This window comes from Bacteroidota bacterium (genome assembly GCA_016713765.1).
GTDB lineage: Bacteria > Bacteroidota > Bacteroidia > AKYH767-A > 2013-40CM-41-45 > Pollutiaquabacter > Pollutiaquabacter aromativorans.
Window position 1 is genome coordinate 1509926 of record JADJON010000001.1, and the last position, 17324, is coordinate 1527249.

Genomic DNA, 17324 nt, shown 5'->3' on the forward strand with positions numbered 1-17324 from the left:
CCGCTTAAGTTCAGTAAGCGGACCTTACCAGGAGCCGCCGGCGCCACCGCCGCCTGAACCTCCACCGCCAAAGCCACCGAATCCTCCACCGCCGAATCCGCCGCCACCCCAGCCGCTTCCGCCGGAGAAATTTCCCCAGGAACCGCGACTGCGATTCGCGGCAGCATTGAGCAGGGTCCAGGCCGCCCAGAAGGCGAGGTTGTTCCGGCTCGCATAACGGGATACTCTGCGGACGTTGGCAATGACGCTGATGAAGACGATTAATATGAACAACAGCACGAAGAACCAGGGGAACTGCTTCGCCTGTTTGCCTTTCTTCATGTAAGCGTCGGCCGTGAATTCACCGCTGACGATCGACATGATCGAATTGGTGCCTTGTTCGAGGCCGCCGTAAAAACTCCCGGCCTTGAAATTCGGAACGATGTCCTGATCGACGATCCGTTTACAAAGGATGTCGGGAAGTACACCTTCTATTCCGTAACCGGTCGTGATGAAGACCTTGCGATCATCCTTTGCAACGAGCACCAGGACGCCGTTGTTCTTGTCCTGCCGGCCGATCTTCCAGCGGTTGAACAGTTGAACGCTGTAATCGGCGATGTCGTAGTTGCCGACCGAGCTGATGATGACCACGGCGATCTGCGTGCTCGTCGAATCGTCGAACGCGACCAGTTTGCGTTCCAGTGCGTCCCGCTCGCCGGGAGCGAGGGTGCCGGTGTAGTCGCTCACCAGCGTATTCGCCCGTGCAGGGAAATCCTCGTCTTGTCCCGTCGCAAGGAAGGGCAGAAGCAGGAGCAGGAATCCCAGGATTCGTTTCATCGCGGATGTCGGTCCTTCAGTTTGCCGCCATAGACGATCTCGTCGGGCAGCTCGTTCTTGTCATCGTGTTTGCGCGGGAAGTGTTCCGCCAGGGCTGCGCCCGCGCGTTCGATGCCATTGGACAGCCCGGCCACGAATTCTCCCAGCGCGAAGCGGTGTTCCATCTCCAGCTTGATCGAATGCCAGAAATCCTCCGGCACCTTTCGGTTGATGCCCGCGTCGCCCAGGATGGCGAATTGTCGTGCTTCCAGGGCCAGGTAAAAAAGGACGCCGTTCCGCTCCGCCGTGCGGTCCATTTTCAATTCATGAAAGATGTAGGAGGCGCGATCGAGTACGTTCTCGCCGCATACATCTTCCACAAACAGTCGGATCTCGCCGGAGGTCAGTCGCTCGGCCGCCCCAATGGCGTCGAGGATCTGCCGGTGCTCGGCATCGGTGAAGCGTCCGTCGGAGGCCATCAGAATTTCACTTCCGGAGCTTTCTCGGCGCCTTTGTCAGCTTCGAAGTACGGACGGTCCTTGAAGCCGAACAGGTTGGCGAGGATCACCCGGGGAAACTTCGCACGGGAAATGTTATAATCACGGGCAGCCTCGTTGTACTGACGACGCGCTTCGTTGATCCGGTTTTCGGTGCCCTCCAACTGCGCCTGCAGGTCGGTAAAGTTCTGCACCGCGCGCAGTTGCGGGTAGTTTTCAGCTACGGCAAGGAGTCGGCCGAGTGCTCCGCCCAACTGGGCCTGAGCTTGCTGGAACTCCTGGAGTTTTTCCGGGGTCAGGTTGTTCGGATCGATCTTGATGCTGGTCGCGTTCGCGCGCGCCTGCGTCACCGCTTCGAGGGTGGACTTTTCAAAGTCGGCTGCACCCTTGACGGTTGCTACCAGGTTCGGGATAAGGTCGGAACGACGCTGGTATTGCGTCTCGACATTCGCCCAGGCTTTGTTCACGCCTTCGCGCGAGCTGACAAGTCCGTTGTAGCCGCCAACGCCCCAGAGGACAAGCAGGCCAAGGATGATCCAAATAAGATACTTTTTCATGGTTTAGGTGTGTGAAGTTTCGAGCGGTTAAATTTTGTCCGACTCCAACAAGGAGGAATGACGAACAGCCTGCAAAGTTATTGCAAACTACGTTAACTATTCGTTAATCCTACAGGAGAAAGCTGAAATCACAAGCCGCCGCCCAGTCGGAAGCCGACAGTCAGGTACCAGTACTCGTAGCGCGGGTGCAATTCGTTCAGGTTCCGATCGTAGTATGTCACGTCAAAGGCGTCGGAGAGTCCCAGGGAACGGCCCGCCTCCACGGTGAAACGGTAAATGTCGGCGCCCAGCCCGGTTTCGAAGTTGAAACTGTTGTCGCGGTAGATACTCAGGTCGGTATCGCCTTCCTTGACCGTATACGAGAAATGGTAGTCGAATGAAACGCCCGCGTTGAGCCGCAGCCGGAACAAGGGTTTGCGGATCAGGTCGGCCCCGATCAGCGTCTTTACCTTCGCTGCGTTCCTGTAAACAAGCAGGTCACCGCCGCTCACGACCGTATCCGGCTTGGTCAGCGTCCCGCCTTGCATGAAGAACAAACCCGGCTGGAAATACACCCTGTTTCCGATCCGGAAATCGATACCGCCAAAGAACCCGGCACGGCGATCGACATCAATGCCGTCCCCCAAATCACGCAGAGCCTGCAAAGTCATGCCCACCTGCGGGTTTACGGCCATCTGGGCGGAGGAGGAAAGCGCCAGTAGCAGCGACAATGAAAGAAAAAGAGAGCGGAAGAGGTTGCTATTCATGACAGTGGCATAGATGTACTAGTTTAACTGTTTTCTGAACTCAATATTGTCCAAAAATTAGTAAAGCAGGACGGAAGTCAAATTCAATTTTTAGTGAGGCCCAAATAGTGAGTAAAATGAAGTTTCAGAGGTTTATTCAGTGGTGGGAGGATTGTGAAGCAGTGGGTTTGTGCTTTTTATTAGTAAGTCTCCGGAAGTTCAGACTTCGCTCTCCGAAGTTAATGAGTAATCCGACTTCCAGGTTGTATGCTTCGAGATAATTCATCGCCTGGTTGATGTGATAATTGTCGAACTTGGTAGTTGCCTTGAATTCGACGGCAATTATTCCCTCGACAAGGAAATCGACCCTCCTTGTCCCAATCCTACGCCCCTTGTAGTGGATGGGCATTTCCTTTTCTCGTTCGAAATGAATTTCATCCAAACGCATTTCAATTCCCATGGCCCGTTGATAGATCACCTCCTGAAAACCGTTCCCCAATGCGGAATGCACAGCCATCGCGCATTTGATGATTCTCCCGGTAAGGGCAGCGTATTTAAAAGTGTAGGTTAGTTGTTCCTCTTTCTGCATGAACTAGGATACTGTAAAGCGACTCTTGATTTCTGAAGCGCTCGTACTGCCTGCATGGTTCGAATGCAAATTTAATGTTGCCCTTAGATCAATTGATTCATGAAGAGTATGCGAATGATATACAGATGGCTGATGTATTGAAAGCAGATGAATTTCAAAACAACCAGCATAAAAGATATATCCTGTATTATGGTTAGTGCAATAAGTATATCTTACTGAATGATCCGGAGACAATTTATTGCGGTATTTCAAAACAGAACGCTGGTTACCTCAGCGTGATTGTGCTTCAAATATTCACGGAATCCCCAAACCCCAAGAATCACCCGAATCCCAGTCACATGGGTGGAGCACGACGAAAAGCCGAATTGAAAAAATAGTCTTGTTACTTCAAATATTCGCAGAATCCCCAAACCCCAAAAATCACCCGAATCCCAGCCAAATGGGTGGAGTACGACGAAAAGCCGAAATGAAAAAATAGTCTTGTTGCTTCAAATATTCGCAGAATCCCAAACCCCAAAAATCTCCCGAATCCCAGTCATAGGGGTGGAGTACAACGAAAAGCCGAAATGAAAAAATAGTCCTGTTACTTCAAATATTCGCGGAATCCCCAAACCCCAAAAATCACCCGAATCCCAGTCATAGGGGTGGAGTACGACGAAAAGCCTAATTGAAAAAATAGTCTTGATACTTCAAATATTCGCAGAATCCCCAAACCCCAAAAATCACCCGAATCCCAGTCACATGGGTGGAGCACGACGAAAAGCCGAATTGAAAAAATAGTCTTGTTACTTCAAATATTCGCAGAATCCCCAAACCCCAAAAATCACCCGAATCCCAGCCAAATGGGTGGAGTACGACGAAAAGCCGAAATGAAAAAATAGTCTTGTTGCTTCAAATATTCGCAGAATCCCAAACCCCAAAAATCTCCCGAATCCCAGTCAAATGGGTGGAGTACGACGAAAAGCCGAATTGAAACAATAGTCTTGATACTTCAAATATTCGCAGAATCCCAAACCCCAAAAATCTCCCGAATCCCAGTCAAATGGGTGGAGTACGACGAAAAGCCGAATTGAAACAATAGTCTTGATACTTCAAATATTCGCGGAATCCCCAAACCCCAAAAATCTCCCGAATCCCAGTCAAATGGGTGGAGTACGACGAAAAGCCTAATTGAAAAAATAGTCTTGTTACTTCAAATATTCGCAGAATCCCCAACCCTCAAAAATCACCCGAATCCCAGTCACATGGGTGGAGTACGACGAAAAGATACAAAAGAGAACCTAGCCAATCAGATCCCGCTCATCGCCTTCCTCACCGCCGTCTCCAACGCCCCCGCATGCTGCGATCCGATCCGGTAGGGGGTGCCGCTCTTGTCGGTGATCTCTACCGCGTCGTTGCCGCCTGTGTAAAAACGGATGGTGTTCTTCAAGTGCAAATTGAAAACAGGATTGTTCAAATGATAACGGCTGTATTTCAAGCGTTCGATTTTGACGATGTCTGCCAGGGGAATGCGCACCGTGCGCGCGGTCCAGAGTCCGTCGAGCTCGATGTGCGTCTTGTAAACTTTGATCTTCAGGTGCAGCACGAACAACAACAGGATCGAAACCACGATGATGCCCACGCCCAGCCAGAAAAACAGATCGCCATTCTGGTTATTCATTTTCTTCCACCAGTAAACTCCGAAACAGAAAAGCGTCAACATCAGCCTGCGCAGGAGCGAAAGCGAGTTGTACCCGAGGTACTGCTTTTCTTCGTAGAGCGGACTTATGGCTTGATGATGGGTGACCATTGCAATCGGAGGATGTTCCGGGTGGAGTCCGTGATGCGGACGTCCTCTGAAATCCGCTCTCCTAAGATACACACGATCCGGCCTTCCGACAACAAAACCTGCACCTTTTCTTTCTGGCGGAGGGAATACTTGCGGTCGGTCAGGTAATCACTCAGCTTCCGGCTGCCTTTCATCCCGAGCGGACGAAACCGGTCACCGGCTTTCCAGGGACGTACGGTCAGGGGAAAGGTGAGTTGAGCAAGGTCCAGCCAATATTCCCCCGGAGAATTGGGGATTTCGGCTGCCGGCTGCCATTTTTTTCTGGAAATATTCAAGGCGCCGCCCGTCAGCTCGATCTTCCGCGTGCGTGGTCCAATCCTCCGTTCAGCGTTCGCCACAACGTCGAAGGGGTGCAGGATCAGCCGCTCCCGGTCGATCATCAGATAGCCAGCCTGTGTCTTGAACCGGATCCCGGATCGGCGGGCCTGCAGCACTTTTTCAGGTTCACCCGGCTCAAAACCACTTCCGCGCAGCAGTTCATGGAGTAGGGGACCGCCGAACGGATGATCGCGCAATTCCGGTAACGAAAGGTATCGGGTGCCATCCGGTAAGGTTCGAACATATCGCTTCCGCATACCGGAAATCGCATGTTCAAAAACCTCCCGGGCAAATCGCAGGTGGTCCAGGCTGCGGCTGATGCCTGCGAGACCCGATTCAGCATGTGCCTCGAGTTTAGGTAGCAGGTGTTTACGGATCCGGTTGCGTTCGTAGTACTCTTCCTGGTTGCTCGAATCCTCCCGCCAGCTCAGCTTCATTCGTTTGGCATAGGAACGGATCTCCGCCCGTTCAGTTCCTAACAAGGGGCGGACAACCTTGGCTTGCCTGATTGGAATACTGCTCAACCCTCGCAGTCCTGCGCCACGCATCAGGTGCATGAAGAATGTTTCGATCGCATCATCGCGATGATGGGCGACCGCGACCAGTTGATAATCTTCCTGTCGGCAGATTTTTTCGAAGTACTTGTAGCGGATCTCGCGCGCCGCTTCCTGTAAACCCAGGCGATGGGTTCGGGCGTAGTCTTTGGCGGATGCTTCCAGTGGATGAACCGGAATCCCACGGCTTTTCGCCCAGTCCGAAACGAACAGCGCGTCTTGCTCCGATTCGTGACCGCGTAATCTGAAGTTCACATGCGCAATGCCGATCCGGTAGCCGGTGCGATGCAGCACATCGGCCAGTACCATGGAATCCATCCCGCCGCTTACGCCCACCAGCATCCGGTCCTGCTTCCCGAACAGGCGATGCCGACGGATAAATTCCGTAACCGAAATAATCAGCCGGTCGCCTTGCTTAGCCATAAACAACGGACGAAGTTAATCAATCCTGTTCCCCTTCACTGCTCACTCACACTGTTTCTCCCACTGTTTCTCATCTTCCGCAAAACTCCAATCACCACAAAATCCCCATCCAACAATCCCTTTAGCTTTACTTCCACCATTCTTACACTCCTATTACTACTATAAACAGGGGGTTCTAGGGGGAGTTGATATCTAATGTAACTTGTAGATAAGTTAACACTGACAGGGGCGATCCAACACATTCCCAGGTAAGACCTATTTGGCGATTGGGAACCCCTGTCAGTTCATTGAATAAGACTCCGATAGAAATTTGGGCTCGCGACCCGTTATCAAGGACTTGAGCATATTCAATGTGTTAACGATACTCAAAAACCAAAGCTATGAAATTTGAACACATCATCGGCATTGACGTCAGCAAAGCTACGGTCGACTTCTGCATTCTTGGCGAGGTTCGGTCCGACGGGACTTTGGAAAACAGTCCCAAAAAGCTTCAACTATTCTTCAAGAGTCTAAAGCTCGATCCCCGAAAGACACTTGTTTGTCTGGAGCATACGGGAGTCTATAATATTCACTTGGTAGAAGTGCTTTGCAAACTTGGATTCCATGTTTGGTTAGAATCAGCACTTCGGATAAAAGGTCAATCGGTATGGTCCGCGGGAAAAGTGATAAGATTGATGCAGGCCGAATCGCAAAGTATGCCTTCCTTCATCAGGAACAAGCAAATCTCTGGATTCCGTCTCGAGAAATCATCAAATCCTTAAAGAGCCTGCTATCACAAAGAGCTCGTCTCATTAAGGCAAAGCTTATCCTGATTACCCCGATTGAAGAGCTGGCAGGTCTTGGCTTAAAGAAGAATCTAGCTACTTTAAAGCGAAGCTTTCGATCCTCATTGGCAGCGCTGAAGAACGACATCAAAGCTTTGACGGCAGCTATTCACAAAGTGATCCTTAGCGATGAAAAATTGAAGGAACTTTTTAGCTACATCACTTCCGTTCCGAATATCGGCCCAATCACGGCTGCCAAGATCCTGGTGTCAACTGACGAGTTCAATAAGATCATCGATGCTAAGAAATATGCCTGTCATGTCGGCGTCGCCCCTTTTGAGCACACATCCGGAACAAGCCTGAAGGGTAAAAGCAGAGTATCCCACCTTGCGGACAAGGAAATGAAAACCATGCTGCACCTTGCGTCCCTAAGTTCGATCAGCAGGTCCGGAGAGTTTAAAGATTACTTCGATCGAAGGGTGAAAGAAGGAAAGAACAAAATGTTAGTGATCAATGCCATCCGAAACAAGCTTATACACCGCATATTCGCCTGTGTTAAGGAAAAGAGAAATTATGTGAAGAAAGGCTTGCAAGTGGCATAGAAATCGCCAACCGCCTACTGCCTACTGCCAACTGCCAACTGCCAACCGCCCACCGCCCACCGCCCACCGCCAACCGCCAACTGCCTACTGCCAACTGCCTACTGCCAACTGCCTACTGCCCTCCGCCAACCGCCCACCGCCAACCGCCAACCGCCTACTGCCTACTGCCTACTGCCTACCGCCAACCGCATACTCTCCGCCTTCAACAAGCACTCATCGTACTCGCGATCTGCTTCGGCGCGCGCGGTTATCGCGCTTCCCGCTGTATACGAAACCAATCGATTCACGGCATTGTACTGGATGCTCCGGATGACCACATTGAAATCGAAATCACCCTCAGGTGCAAAGTAGCCGATCGCTCCGGAGTACAGTCCGCGCTTGCGGTTCTCGCAGGCTTCGATGAGTTCCATCGCGCGGATCTTCGGCGCGCCGGTCATGGATCCCATAGGAAAACAATCGCGAAGAGCGGCAATGGACGAATGCCCTTCGCGCAACTCCGCGCTCACGGTGGAGATGAGTTGGTGCAGGTTCCGGAAGCTGTAAACGCCAAACAACTCCTCCACATGTACGCTGCCTTTCGCGGCATGGCGGGAAAGGTCGTTGCGTACGAGGTCGACGATCATGACATTTTCCGACTGTTCTTTCGGATCGTTCGCCAATGCGACTCGTACCGCGCGGTCTGCTTCCGGGTCGCTGTGCCTGCGTGCCGTTCCTTTGATCGGTTGCGAATGCAACTGATTGCCGCGCTTACACAGGAACCGCTCCGGACTGGCACACAGCAGGTGCCGGTCGTTCTCCCGGTAGTATCCGGAAAACGGCATCGGGGAGAGGGAGGTCAGTCGGGAATAGGTGCTGATCGGGTCAAAGGATACCGCGATTCCTTCGAAGGGGACGCAATAGTTGACTTCATAAATATCGCCGCGCGCGATGTGCTCCTGCAATTTCTGGAAGTTGTATCCATAGTTTTCCCTGGATACGGTGGGCTCGATCAGGACGCGTGTGGCAATAGCCGGAGATTCGTTGCCGGGATCCAGGATCCTTCGTACAATCGATTCGGCAGCCGATTCCTCCATCAGACCGGACACTTCTAGCCAGGCTTCGCCGCCTCGTACTACCAGCACTACGCGGGGACGAAAGAAGAAAAGTTCCGGAAACCCTATCGGATCCGGATGTTCCGATTTCAATCGTTCGATCCGGTTCTTCAACTCGTAGGAAAAATGCCCGAACCACCAGTCGCCTGTAGTCGCAATACGCTCCTGCAAGCGCTCGAACGGACGCTCACCGGCCGCTACCTGTTCGTCTACGCCAAAGGCTAGCAAAAGATCGTACCGGCTGAATCGGTCTGGCTGCTCCTGCAAGGCTTTATTCGAATCGAGCAGCATCAATACCGGTTCGTCGGATAATCGACGCAGCAGTTCAGCTCGATCCGGAACTCCGGGAAGGCGAATGATCCTGCGCTGCGACATGCCGCAAAGATAGCAGGACGACGCTTCCGGCTACCAGCCTGTTCGCACCAAACGTACCCGGTAAACCGCGTCGTTCTTTCCGATCAACTCGATTAGCAGCCAATGATCCGGATGCGCCGATAAGTCGAACAGCGCGGTCGTTCCCGATATTCGCTCTTCCCGAACCAGGCGGCCCAACAGATTGTACACCCGAAGATGTCCGTCCTGGAATGCAGCCGGTATTTCCCGCACAGCGATCCAACCACTACTGAGGCTGACAACAACCGGCATTGTGGCCGGAGCATTTGGTACACCCAAGACGATGTCGATGTTGGAAATCGGGGCAGGGCATCCGTTCGGATCGTCCGAGGTAACAGAATACACTCCTCCGACTTGCATCACATAGAACGACTGCGTGGCGCCTGCGATCGGTTGCCCGGAAAGATACCATTGGAAATTGCTGTAGGAGGGGTCAACAAAGAGGGTGTCGTTCGAGACGGTGATCAGCGGACGAACGGGTCGGGGGTACACCGTGATACAACCCACACACGCCAGTGTATCGGTATTACTACCGTTGGAAATGATCAGCCGCACATCGAAAACGCCGGCGGAATCATAGCATACACTGGGCACGTTTTGTAAGGTGCTCGTGGGCGGGTCCGCGCCCTGGAAAGTCCAGGACCAGGACGTCGGATTGCCCAGCGATTGATCGGTGAAGTCGGTACAGCCGTTCAGGCAAAGTCCGGCAAGTCCTGCTGCAAACCCCGCGTTGAGCGGATTACAAGGCGCTGCCACCAGGTTGACGGAGTCGTTCAGCAGCATCGCGTCGGAGCAGGAGCCGATGAGGGTGTTGCCGTCGGTGCCATTGCGGGTCCATACAACCGATACTCCCGCCTGCAAGGGTTGAGCGAAGTATAAGCGAACGGTGCGGGTGAAAACGCTGCCGCAGTTGACCGGCTCCGCCCGGGTGACGGTCAAGGGAACCTGGTTGACATCGAGCGCCAGGAAATCCGTGCCGTCAAGGGCAGCGGAATGGCAATAGATGTCACGATCGATGTTCAGTAACACGCTGGTGTCCCCGCAGGTGACCGCTACCGCGTTGGGTACGCCGTTGACGACTCCGGTCACAAACTCCGGAATCGAAGCCTGACAGGTAGCGCCAAAGTACACCTGGATGTCCCGCCGGGTTGTTCCGGCAAGCTGACCGTTTCGCCATTCTTTCACCAATATATCCATGACGCCGATCTGTACCTGATTGGCGATGCAACGCACTACTCCGTTGGCAGGATCGATCGTGGTGCCTGCAACCGTGTAGAAGGGCTGTGTGGCGGATAAGCCACCGGTGAATGTCACCGGATAGGGGAGTACGTTGACGTCGCAGGGAACCAGGTTGCTCTTCGCCATCGGACTGGTGAATTCGAAACTTAACGAATCTCCGTCCGTTTCTGTAACTCCGTGGTCGTAGATGAACGGAGTGCCGGTACACCACATGGTGACCGGGATGGTTGCGTAAGCAGGCGAGCTGTTGCCGGGGAAGTTCAGGTTGTCGAGCGTGGCCAGTAAATAGAAACTTTCCGTTCCGGCATTCTGAACATTGGTGATGGCATAATTCCGGCAGCACTGCACATACTCCAGCTTCCAGTCGCTGCATGCATACGGTAGCGTGAGCAACCCGCGAAAGACCGATTGTTGCACGCCATACACGGGCCCGCCGCTGCAACTGCTGGCGCCGGGTGGCGGCACCACGCACGAAGGGAATGGCACCAGCGTCGGACCCGAAACACGATTGAGCGTGACGGATCCCTGGAAATTGCAACTGACCGAGTTGAAGCAGACGACCACATCCGCCGGCATCGCCATGCCGTTGCAATCCCGGAAGAACTTGACCGTAAGTTCATACTGATCCTGAACTCCGGTCGCCCGGTAGGTAAGATCCATAGCGACATGGTGATCGGCGTGTACTGTATTCAGGGCGGCCAGTATGGACAAGCAGAGCAGTAAGGATCGGATCATGGCTGAACGAGGATGGTTTGACGAAATGTTTGCGCAGCGGTAGACGTAACGAGCAGGTAAGAGCCGGCAGCGATCGTTGCAGGGAGTTGGAGGCGGAGGACGCGATCATTCACCTCGAACTTTTCCATAACGCAGACTGTCTTGCCCTCGACCGTCATCAGCAACGAGTAAACATCAGGAGGGAGGGTTTCCCCAAGTTCCAGGGAGATGATCGATCCGGGGGCCGCGGGTTGTGGAAATACACGGATGTTTCGCTTCGCATCCGACATGGGTATACCCGTAGTTCCATTGAAGGAGTATTTCGCAATCACATACCGGCTGTTGGCGATTCCGTTGCGACTATATCCACATACGTAAATGCCGCCGATTGTATCGATTGCAATGCCGGTGAATCCGTCGTGTTGGTTGAAACCTCCGTCGAAGCCGGTCATCCAAAGCTCCTGGCCGTTGGCATCGATGGCGGCCAACAGTCCGTTGCTTTGCTGACCGCTGCTGGTGTAGCTTCCGCAAAGCATGATCGTGCCCGTCGCGTCGAGTAACATTTCTGCCGGAAGTGCGCCCAGCGAATCATTCCCAAAGGTGGTCCAGGACCAGCGAAGGTTTCCACCCGCATCGTAGCAGCGTACCACGATGGCATCGCGGGAACTGCCGTTCAGGAGTTCTTTGCTATGCAGCAAAGCGACCACATCGCCCGTTTGGGTTTCGAGTATCTGGATGGCCGTGTCGCCCTGATTCGCGGTTCCGGCATAGGTCTGTCGCCAGCCGGCCGTACCGTTGTCGTTCAAGAGGCCGATCAAGGCGTCGTTGTTGTTGCTGGTGGTTGCCGTGGTCCCGCAGACATACCATCCGCCCAGGGTCGATGTGATATCGCGCGGGTGATCGCTTCGGTTGCCGGGGCCGTCGAGATACCGGGTATTGACCAGGGTTCCCGTCGTATTGTATTCCAGTAAGGTGAAGTCGTAGTTACCGCTTCCGAAGAAGTTGAACGATCCTGAAAGGGAATGACAACCACCGCTGGGGCCGGTCAATATCCGTGCAGGGAAGTCGTCGCCCGACGCTCCGCTGTAGTCTTCTTCCCAGATCACCTGGCCACTGCTGTCGCACTTGATCGTATAGACGTCGTTGAGGTTGCCGGCAGTCGAGGTGGCCACACCGATCGCGTAGAGGTTTTCATCACCGTCCAGCGCCAGGTCGATGCCTTCGTCCAAATAGTCGCTGAACCAACTGGGTGTGAAATTCTGCGTCCAGCGCCGACCGGTCGGGCCATATTTCATCAGGCTGATGTCGCCTGCTCGGAACGCCAGCGTTCCGACCGCGTAGAAGACGTTTCCACTGGCGGTACGGATGCGTTGTCCGCCGTTGAGCACGCCGGTTTCCGCACTGTAGTAGTGGTCTTTCCAACGGACATTCCCGAGTTCATCAAGCAGCAGGGTGGTGAAGTTGCCGCCTGAGAAGAGATGGAAACTCGTACCCGTTACGACGACCATCTGACTATCGGTAATCTGAATGTCCCTGGCTACATCGTACCCGTTGAGATTCCCGTCATGATAGGTGGCCCATTCCCGAAGCATGGGCTGCGCTCTTGTGCCCAGGCTGATCAGCAGCAGTGATGACAGGAGTAGGCGGAGTCTTGCAATGCGCATGATGTTGAATTTTGCGCCAAGATGTACCTGCACCGCTTATTTGGCAGAATGAAAAACGCTGAACCGGAAAAAGTGCTGTCCGAACGGGATGCGGGCCCGTCGGAATAAGTCACGCTAAAATGTCGGAAATGTTAATGCCGGCTCACAAGCTTACGCATCGCGCGTACCCAAAGCTCCGACTCATTCAAACTCTCCACCAACTGGATCTTCTCGCCTCCGAGTTCGCGGAACAATTCGTCGTACTCCACGCCGATCTCGTGAATGGTTTCCAGGCAATCGCTCGTGAATGCCGGAGCAAACACCAGTAAGCGTTTGTCGCCTTTTTTGGCGCGCTCGCGGATGATGTCGTCAGAGTACGGACGCACCCAGGGATCTTTGCCCAGCCGCGATTGAAAACAGACGGTATACTGTTCGAACGATAGACCCAGTCCCGCCGCGATCTTTCGTGCAGTCTGGAAACACTGGGCACGGTAACAGTTCGCGTTGCGCGGTCCCAGTTCCGCACAGCAATTGTCTTTCAGGCAATGCCCGTGATCGTCCGCCTTTCGGATCTGCCGTTCGGGAAGGCCATGGAAGCTGAACAATACGTGGTCGTATTTCGAAGGATCGTACTTGCGGCCCAGCGCGACAAATCCGTCGATGAACTCCGGTAGGTCGCAGTAGCTGCTGATAAATCGGATCTCCGGGATCGCCTGCCAGCGACCGACGGTTTCCATCACCTTCTCGTGCACCGAACCGGTCGTTGCCGAAGCGTACTGTGGAAATAATGGAAGTATGGTGATGTCGGATACACCCGACTGCCGGAATTTTTCGAGCACGGCCTGGATCGACGGTGACTGATACCGCATCGCGAAATCCACGCGATAGTTGGTTCCCAGCGCGGCTTGTAATAACTCCGCCTGTCGGCGTGTGTAATAGAGGAGGGGAGAGCCCTGTTCGGTCCAGATCTCCTTGTACAGTTTAGCCGATTTCGGAGCCCTGAATGGTGCGATGATGCCATTCACCAACAACCAACGCCCCACCGCATTGATGTCAATCACCCGCGGGTCCAGCAAAAACTCCCGCAGGTACTTCCGCACATCTCCCGTGGCGGGACTATCCGGTGTACCCAGGTTGATCAGTAGAATGCCGTGAAGCATAGGTTTTTAGTTCCGGGTTTCGCGTTCCGGGTTTCGCGTTAAAATCGTTTCTTCAATAATCTCATCGTTCCTCGCATCTCGCATCTCGCCCCTCGCACCTCGTCCCTCGCCCCACGTCCCACGTCCCACGTCCCTCGTCCCTCGTCCCTCGCCCCACGTCCCTCGTCCCTCGTCCCTCGTCCCTCGTCCCTCGCCCCACGTCCCTCGTCCCTCGTCCCTCGCACCTCGTCCCTCGTCCCACGCCCCTCGCCCCTACACATGCAACGCCCGATTCTCCGTCGCTGCCAGACAGGCTTCCTTGAATGCCTCGGTGTACGTCGGGTGCGCGTGGCTCATGCGGGCGATGTCTTCGGCGGCTGCTCTGAATTCCATCGCCACCACGGCTTCTGCTATCATATCGGCCGCCCGGGGTCCGATCATGTGAACGCCGAGTAGTTCGTCCGTCTCCGCGTCTGCGAGCACTTTTACGAATCCGTCGAGGTCCATCGAGGCGCGTGCGCGACCGCTGGCCTTGAACGGAAAGCTGCCGGATTTGTACTTGCGTCCGTCTGCCTTGAGTTCTTCTTCCGTGAAGCCGACACCCGCCACTTCCGGCCAGGTATAGACCACGCCGGGAATGAGGCGGTAGTTGATGTGTGGCTGCTGACCGACGATCTGCTCGGCTACCAGCACGCCTTCTTCTTCCGCTTTATGCGCGAGCATGGCTCCACGCACCACATCGCCGATGGCATAGACGCCGGGCACGGTGGTTTCCATATGATCGTTCACCGGAATGCGTCCGCGCTCATCTACTGTAATACCGATCTTGTCGAGTCCGAGTTGGTCGGTATACGGACGACGCCCCACGCTCACCAGGCAATAGTCGCCTTCCAGCGAGAGCGCTTTGCCGTCGAGGCTTTCGCCGGTGACGGTCACTTTCTTGCCTTTCACACTCACGCCGGTGACCTTGTGCTTGAGGTGGAACTCGAAGCCGAGTTTCTGCAACGACTTCTGCAATTCCTTACCCAACGCGCGGTCCATCGAAGCGATGATCGAATCCAGGTACTCGACCACGCTCACCTTGGCGCCCAGTCGGGCATACACGGAACCCAGTTCGAGTCCGATCACGCCACCGCCGATGATGATCAGGTGTTTGGGTACTTCTTTCAGGCTAAGGGCTTCGGTGGAGGTGATCACGCGTTCTTTATCGATGGTAATGCCGGGCAGACTGGCCGGCTTCGATCCGGTGGCGATGATCACGTTCTTCGTTTCCAGTTCCTCGACTTTCCCGTCGTCGGCTTTCACGCTCAGCCTGGTCGATGAAACGAAGGAGCCATGACCGTGATACACGTCGATCTTATTCTTCTTCATCAGGAATTTGATGCCTTCGGTGTTCTGTTTCACGACCTCGGCTTTACGCGCGATCATCTGCGAAAAGTTGACCTGTAAGTCTTTCAACTCGATGCCGTGCGTCTTGAACGTATGCGCCGCGTTGTGAAAGTGCTCCGAGGAATCGAGCAGGGCTTTCGACGGAATGCAACCGACATTCAGGCAAGTGCCGCCGAGGGTAGAATAGCGTTCGATCAGGGCCGTCTTCATGCCCAGTTGCGCGCAGCGGATGGCGGCTACATAGCCACCCGGACCGGCGCCGATGACGATGACGTCGTAGGAGTTCATGGTAGGTAGTCAGGAAAACCCGAAAAATCCGAAAAAGTTCGTTTCCGGGCCGATTTTCGCTGCAAAGGTAGGGGATTCCCGCCGATTCAACGGCTCCGGGAAATCAGCTTCCGGAAGAGGACAAACGCCAGAAGGCTGACAGCTAAAAACGCGCAAAGGAAGCCGATGTAATCGCCATGCCGGGCGTAAAAGGTCACGCGGTCGTTGGCCAGCAGGGTGTGCTTCAACACCGCGTCCTCCCACCAGCCTGACTGCGCGACCACATCCCCGCGTTGGTTGATGAAACAGGAAATGCCCGTGTTGGCCGATCGTGCGACACACTTCCGGAATTCAACCGCGCGCAGGCGCGCATATTCGAAGTGCTGACGATAACCCGGGGTGTTGCCCCACCAGCCGTCGTTGGTGATCACCGCCAAAAAGCCCGCGCCGCCCCTGAAGTAGGCGCGCAGGAAGTCGCCGTAAATGGATTCATAGCAGATCGCCGGCGCGATCTTCAAGCCGGATGCAGTCTCGAAGTTCGTACGGTTCTTTTGCATGCCCAGGCTGCCGGAAGTGCCCCCAAGCTCAATCGCGTAGTCTTCCAAAAAGCCGAAGAGCTTCGGATAAGGCATCTTCTCCACGCCGGGGACCAGCCGCGACTTATGGTACAATTGAAGATTGCCGTTCCGGTCGAGCAGCATCGCGCTGTTGTAAGCGTCATAGTAAGCGTCCGCGTCTTTGAACTTGCGCGCGGTGGCGCTCACCGCTTCACCGGCCTGGTATTGTTTGTAGGATGACAAACCGGCGAGGAACGAGGCGTTCGGATAATCCTGTAGCCAGGTCCGGATCGTGCGCACGTCTTTGTCTATCCCGATCTGTTCCTCCCATAAGCCGTCCGGCAAGGCCGTCTCCGGTCCGATGATCAGGTCGGTGCTCGAATCGGCTTCGGTCGAAGCGAGCTGCAGCAGCTTGGCCACCTGCGCCGAGCCGGTGCCGTTGAATTTTTCGTTGTACGGATCGATGTTCGGCTGCACCACGACCACGTTCACCGGCTCGCCCTTGTCGCTCACACGCTGATAACGCCAGACCGAGAAGAACAAGGGCAGCAGGATCAGGCCCACCATGTTGGCCGACAACACCAGGGTGTTGATCCGGCGCAGCTTGGCCAGCAGTTCGCGTCCGAAGACGTTCTTGATGATCTGAAAGATCAACAGGTTCACCCCCAACACCCAGAGCGAACCGCCCAGCGTACCGGTGTACTCGTACCACTGCACCCATTCCGGATGTGTGGCAAAGACATTGCCCAGCGTCAGCCAGGGCCAGGAGATGTCCCAGTTCAGGTGCAGGTATTCGAATCCGATCCAGTAAAAGATGAGTGACAAATACCCCGTGGCCGGACCATGCGAGCGTTTTGTCAAATGAAACGCAGCCCAGGGAACACACATGAACAAGGTGTTCAAACCCAGCGCTACGATCGCCCCGACATCCGTCGAATTCCAGATCCACCAGGTGGTCAATCCGTTCCAGGTTCCCAGCGCCAGAAAGGACCAGCCAAAGAAACGCCAGCCTTTGCGCGAATCCTTCGAGCGCTCAATCTGCCGCTCCAGCCAGAGCAAGGGCACGAATGCCCCAAAGATCAAGGGTGTGAAGCCACGTTCCGGCCACGACAACCACAACAACAGTCCGGTTAACAAAGCGGTGCCGAACCGACGGAAAAAGACAAGAAGGGAGGACATACCTACGGTCTAAATATCCGGAAAAGTTCCGGCATGACCGAAGGGGGTGGGGGATTTAAAT

The 17324-nt window shown here is 54.6% G+C and carries 15 protein-coding genes; 2 read left to right on the forward strand and 13 right to left on the reverse strand.

All coding sequences use genetic code 11. The features are described 5' to 3' along the window. Positions 1-24: 24 nt before the first annotated feature. From IPJ96_05825 to tilS, 7 genes are all read right to left on the reverse strand, one after another. The gene (locus tag IPJ96_05825; GenBank protein ID MBK7909868.1) at positions 25-816 is read right to left on the reverse strand and encodes a TPM domain-containing protein; all 792 of its coding nucleotides are present in this window, start codon (positions 814-816) and stop codon (positions 25-27) included. Further along, positions 813-1274 carry a TPM domain-containing protein gene (locus tag IPJ96_05830; GenBank protein MBK7909869.1) on the reverse strand — a complete coding sequence of 154 codons (462 nt, stop codon included), beginning with the start codon at positions 1272-1274 and terminating at the stop codon, positions 813-815. Before IPJ96_05830 ends, IPJ96_05825 begins: the two co-directional genes overlap by 4 nt. Next, positions 1274-1849 (reverse strand): LemA family protein, encoded by a 576-nt coding sequence (locus IPJ96_05835; GenBank protein MBK7909870.1) that lies wholly within the window; start codon positions 1847-1849, stop codon positions 1274-1276. The genes IPJ96_05830 and IPJ96_05835 overlap by 1 nt, the downstream gene beginning before the upstream one ends. Before the next feature lie 128 nt (positions 1850-1977). Next, positions 1978-2595, reverse strand: coding sequence for a PorT family protein (locus IPJ96_05840; GenBank protein ID MBK7909871.1), 618 nt, complete (start codon positions 2593-2595; stop codon positions 1978-1980). Positions 2596-2731: 136 nt separating this feature from the next. Continuing rightward, positions 2732-3163, reverse strand: coding sequence for a GxxExxY protein (locus IPJ96_05845; protein MBK7909872.1), 432 nt, complete (start codon positions 3161-3163; stop codon positions 2732-2734). Between the two features lie 1288 nt (positions 3164-4451). Next, positions 4452-4952: a hypothetical protein gene (locus IPJ96_05850; protein MBK7909873.1), complete on the reverse strand. Its 501-nt coding sequence runs from the start codon at positions 4950-4952 to the stop codon at positions 4452-4454. Further along, positions 4928-6286 (reverse strand): tRNA lysidine(34) synthetase TilS, encoded by a 1359-nt coding sequence (gene tilS / locus IPJ96_05855; GenBank protein ID MBK7909874.1) that lies wholly within the window; start codon positions 6284-6286, stop codon positions 4928-4930. The genes IPJ96_05850 and tilS overlap by 25 nt, the downstream gene beginning before the upstream one ends. A gap of 380 nt (positions 6287-6666) precedes the next feature. On the opposite strand from tilS, the gene IPJ96_05860 reads away from it, so the two are divergent. Together IPJ96_05860 and IPJ96_05865 are read left to right on the forward strand one after the other, a co-directional pair. Next, on the forward strand, positions 6667-7047 hold the full coding sequence (locus tag IPJ96_05860) for a transposase (protein ID MBK7909875.1): 381 nt from the start codon (positions 6667-6669) through the stop codon (positions 7045-7047). Beyond that, a complete protein-coding gene (locus IPJ96_05865; protein ID MBK7909876.1) occupies positions 6933-7652 on the forward strand; it encodes an IS110 family transposase in 720 nt (239 codons plus the stop codon). Before IPJ96_05860 ends, IPJ96_05865 begins: the two co-directional genes overlap by 115 nt. A gap of 161 nt (positions 7653-7813) precedes the next feature. Here the strand turns inward: IPJ96_05865 and IPJ96_05870 are convergent, their stop codons facing one another. The 6 genes from IPJ96_05870 to lnt form a co-directional block, all read right to left on the reverse strand. Next, positions 7814-9118, reverse strand: coding sequence for an anthranilate synthase component I family protein (locus IPJ96_05870; protein ID MBK7909877.1), 1305 nt, complete (start codon positions 9116-9118; stop codon positions 7814-7816). Between the two features lie 30 nt (positions 9119-9148). Beyond that, complete coding sequence (locus IPJ96_05875) at positions 9149-11110, reverse strand: hypothetical protein (protein ID MBK7909878.1); 1962 nt, start codon at positions 11108-11110, stop codon at positions 9149-9151. Beyond that, positions 11107-12753 carry a hypothetical protein gene (locus IPJ96_05880; protein MBK7909879.1) on the reverse strand — a complete coding sequence of 549 codons (1647 nt, stop codon included), beginning with the start codon at positions 12751-12753 and terminating at the stop codon, positions 11107-11109. Before IPJ96_05880 ends, IPJ96_05875 begins: the two co-directional genes overlap by 4 nt. Before the next feature lie 131 nt (positions 12754-12884). After that, a complete protein-coding gene (hemH, locus tag IPJ96_05885; protein MBK7909880.1) occupies positions 12885-13892 on the reverse strand; it encodes a ferrochelatase in 1008 nt (335 codons plus the stop codon). Positions 13893-14144: 252 nt separating this feature from the next. Continuing rightward, positions 14145-15548, reverse strand: coding sequence for a dihydrolipoyl dehydrogenase (gene lpdA / locus IPJ96_05890; protein MBK7909881.1), 1404 nt, complete (start codon positions 15546-15548; stop codon positions 14145-14147). An 86-nt stretch (positions 15549-15634) separates the two neighbouring features. Continuing rightward, on the reverse strand, positions 15635-17263 hold the full coding sequence (lnt, locus tag IPJ96_05895; protein MBK7909882.1) for an apolipoprotein N-acyltransferase: 1629 nt from the start codon (positions 17261-17263) through the stop codon (positions 15635-15637). Between the last annotated feature and the right edge of the window lie 61 nt (positions 17264-17324).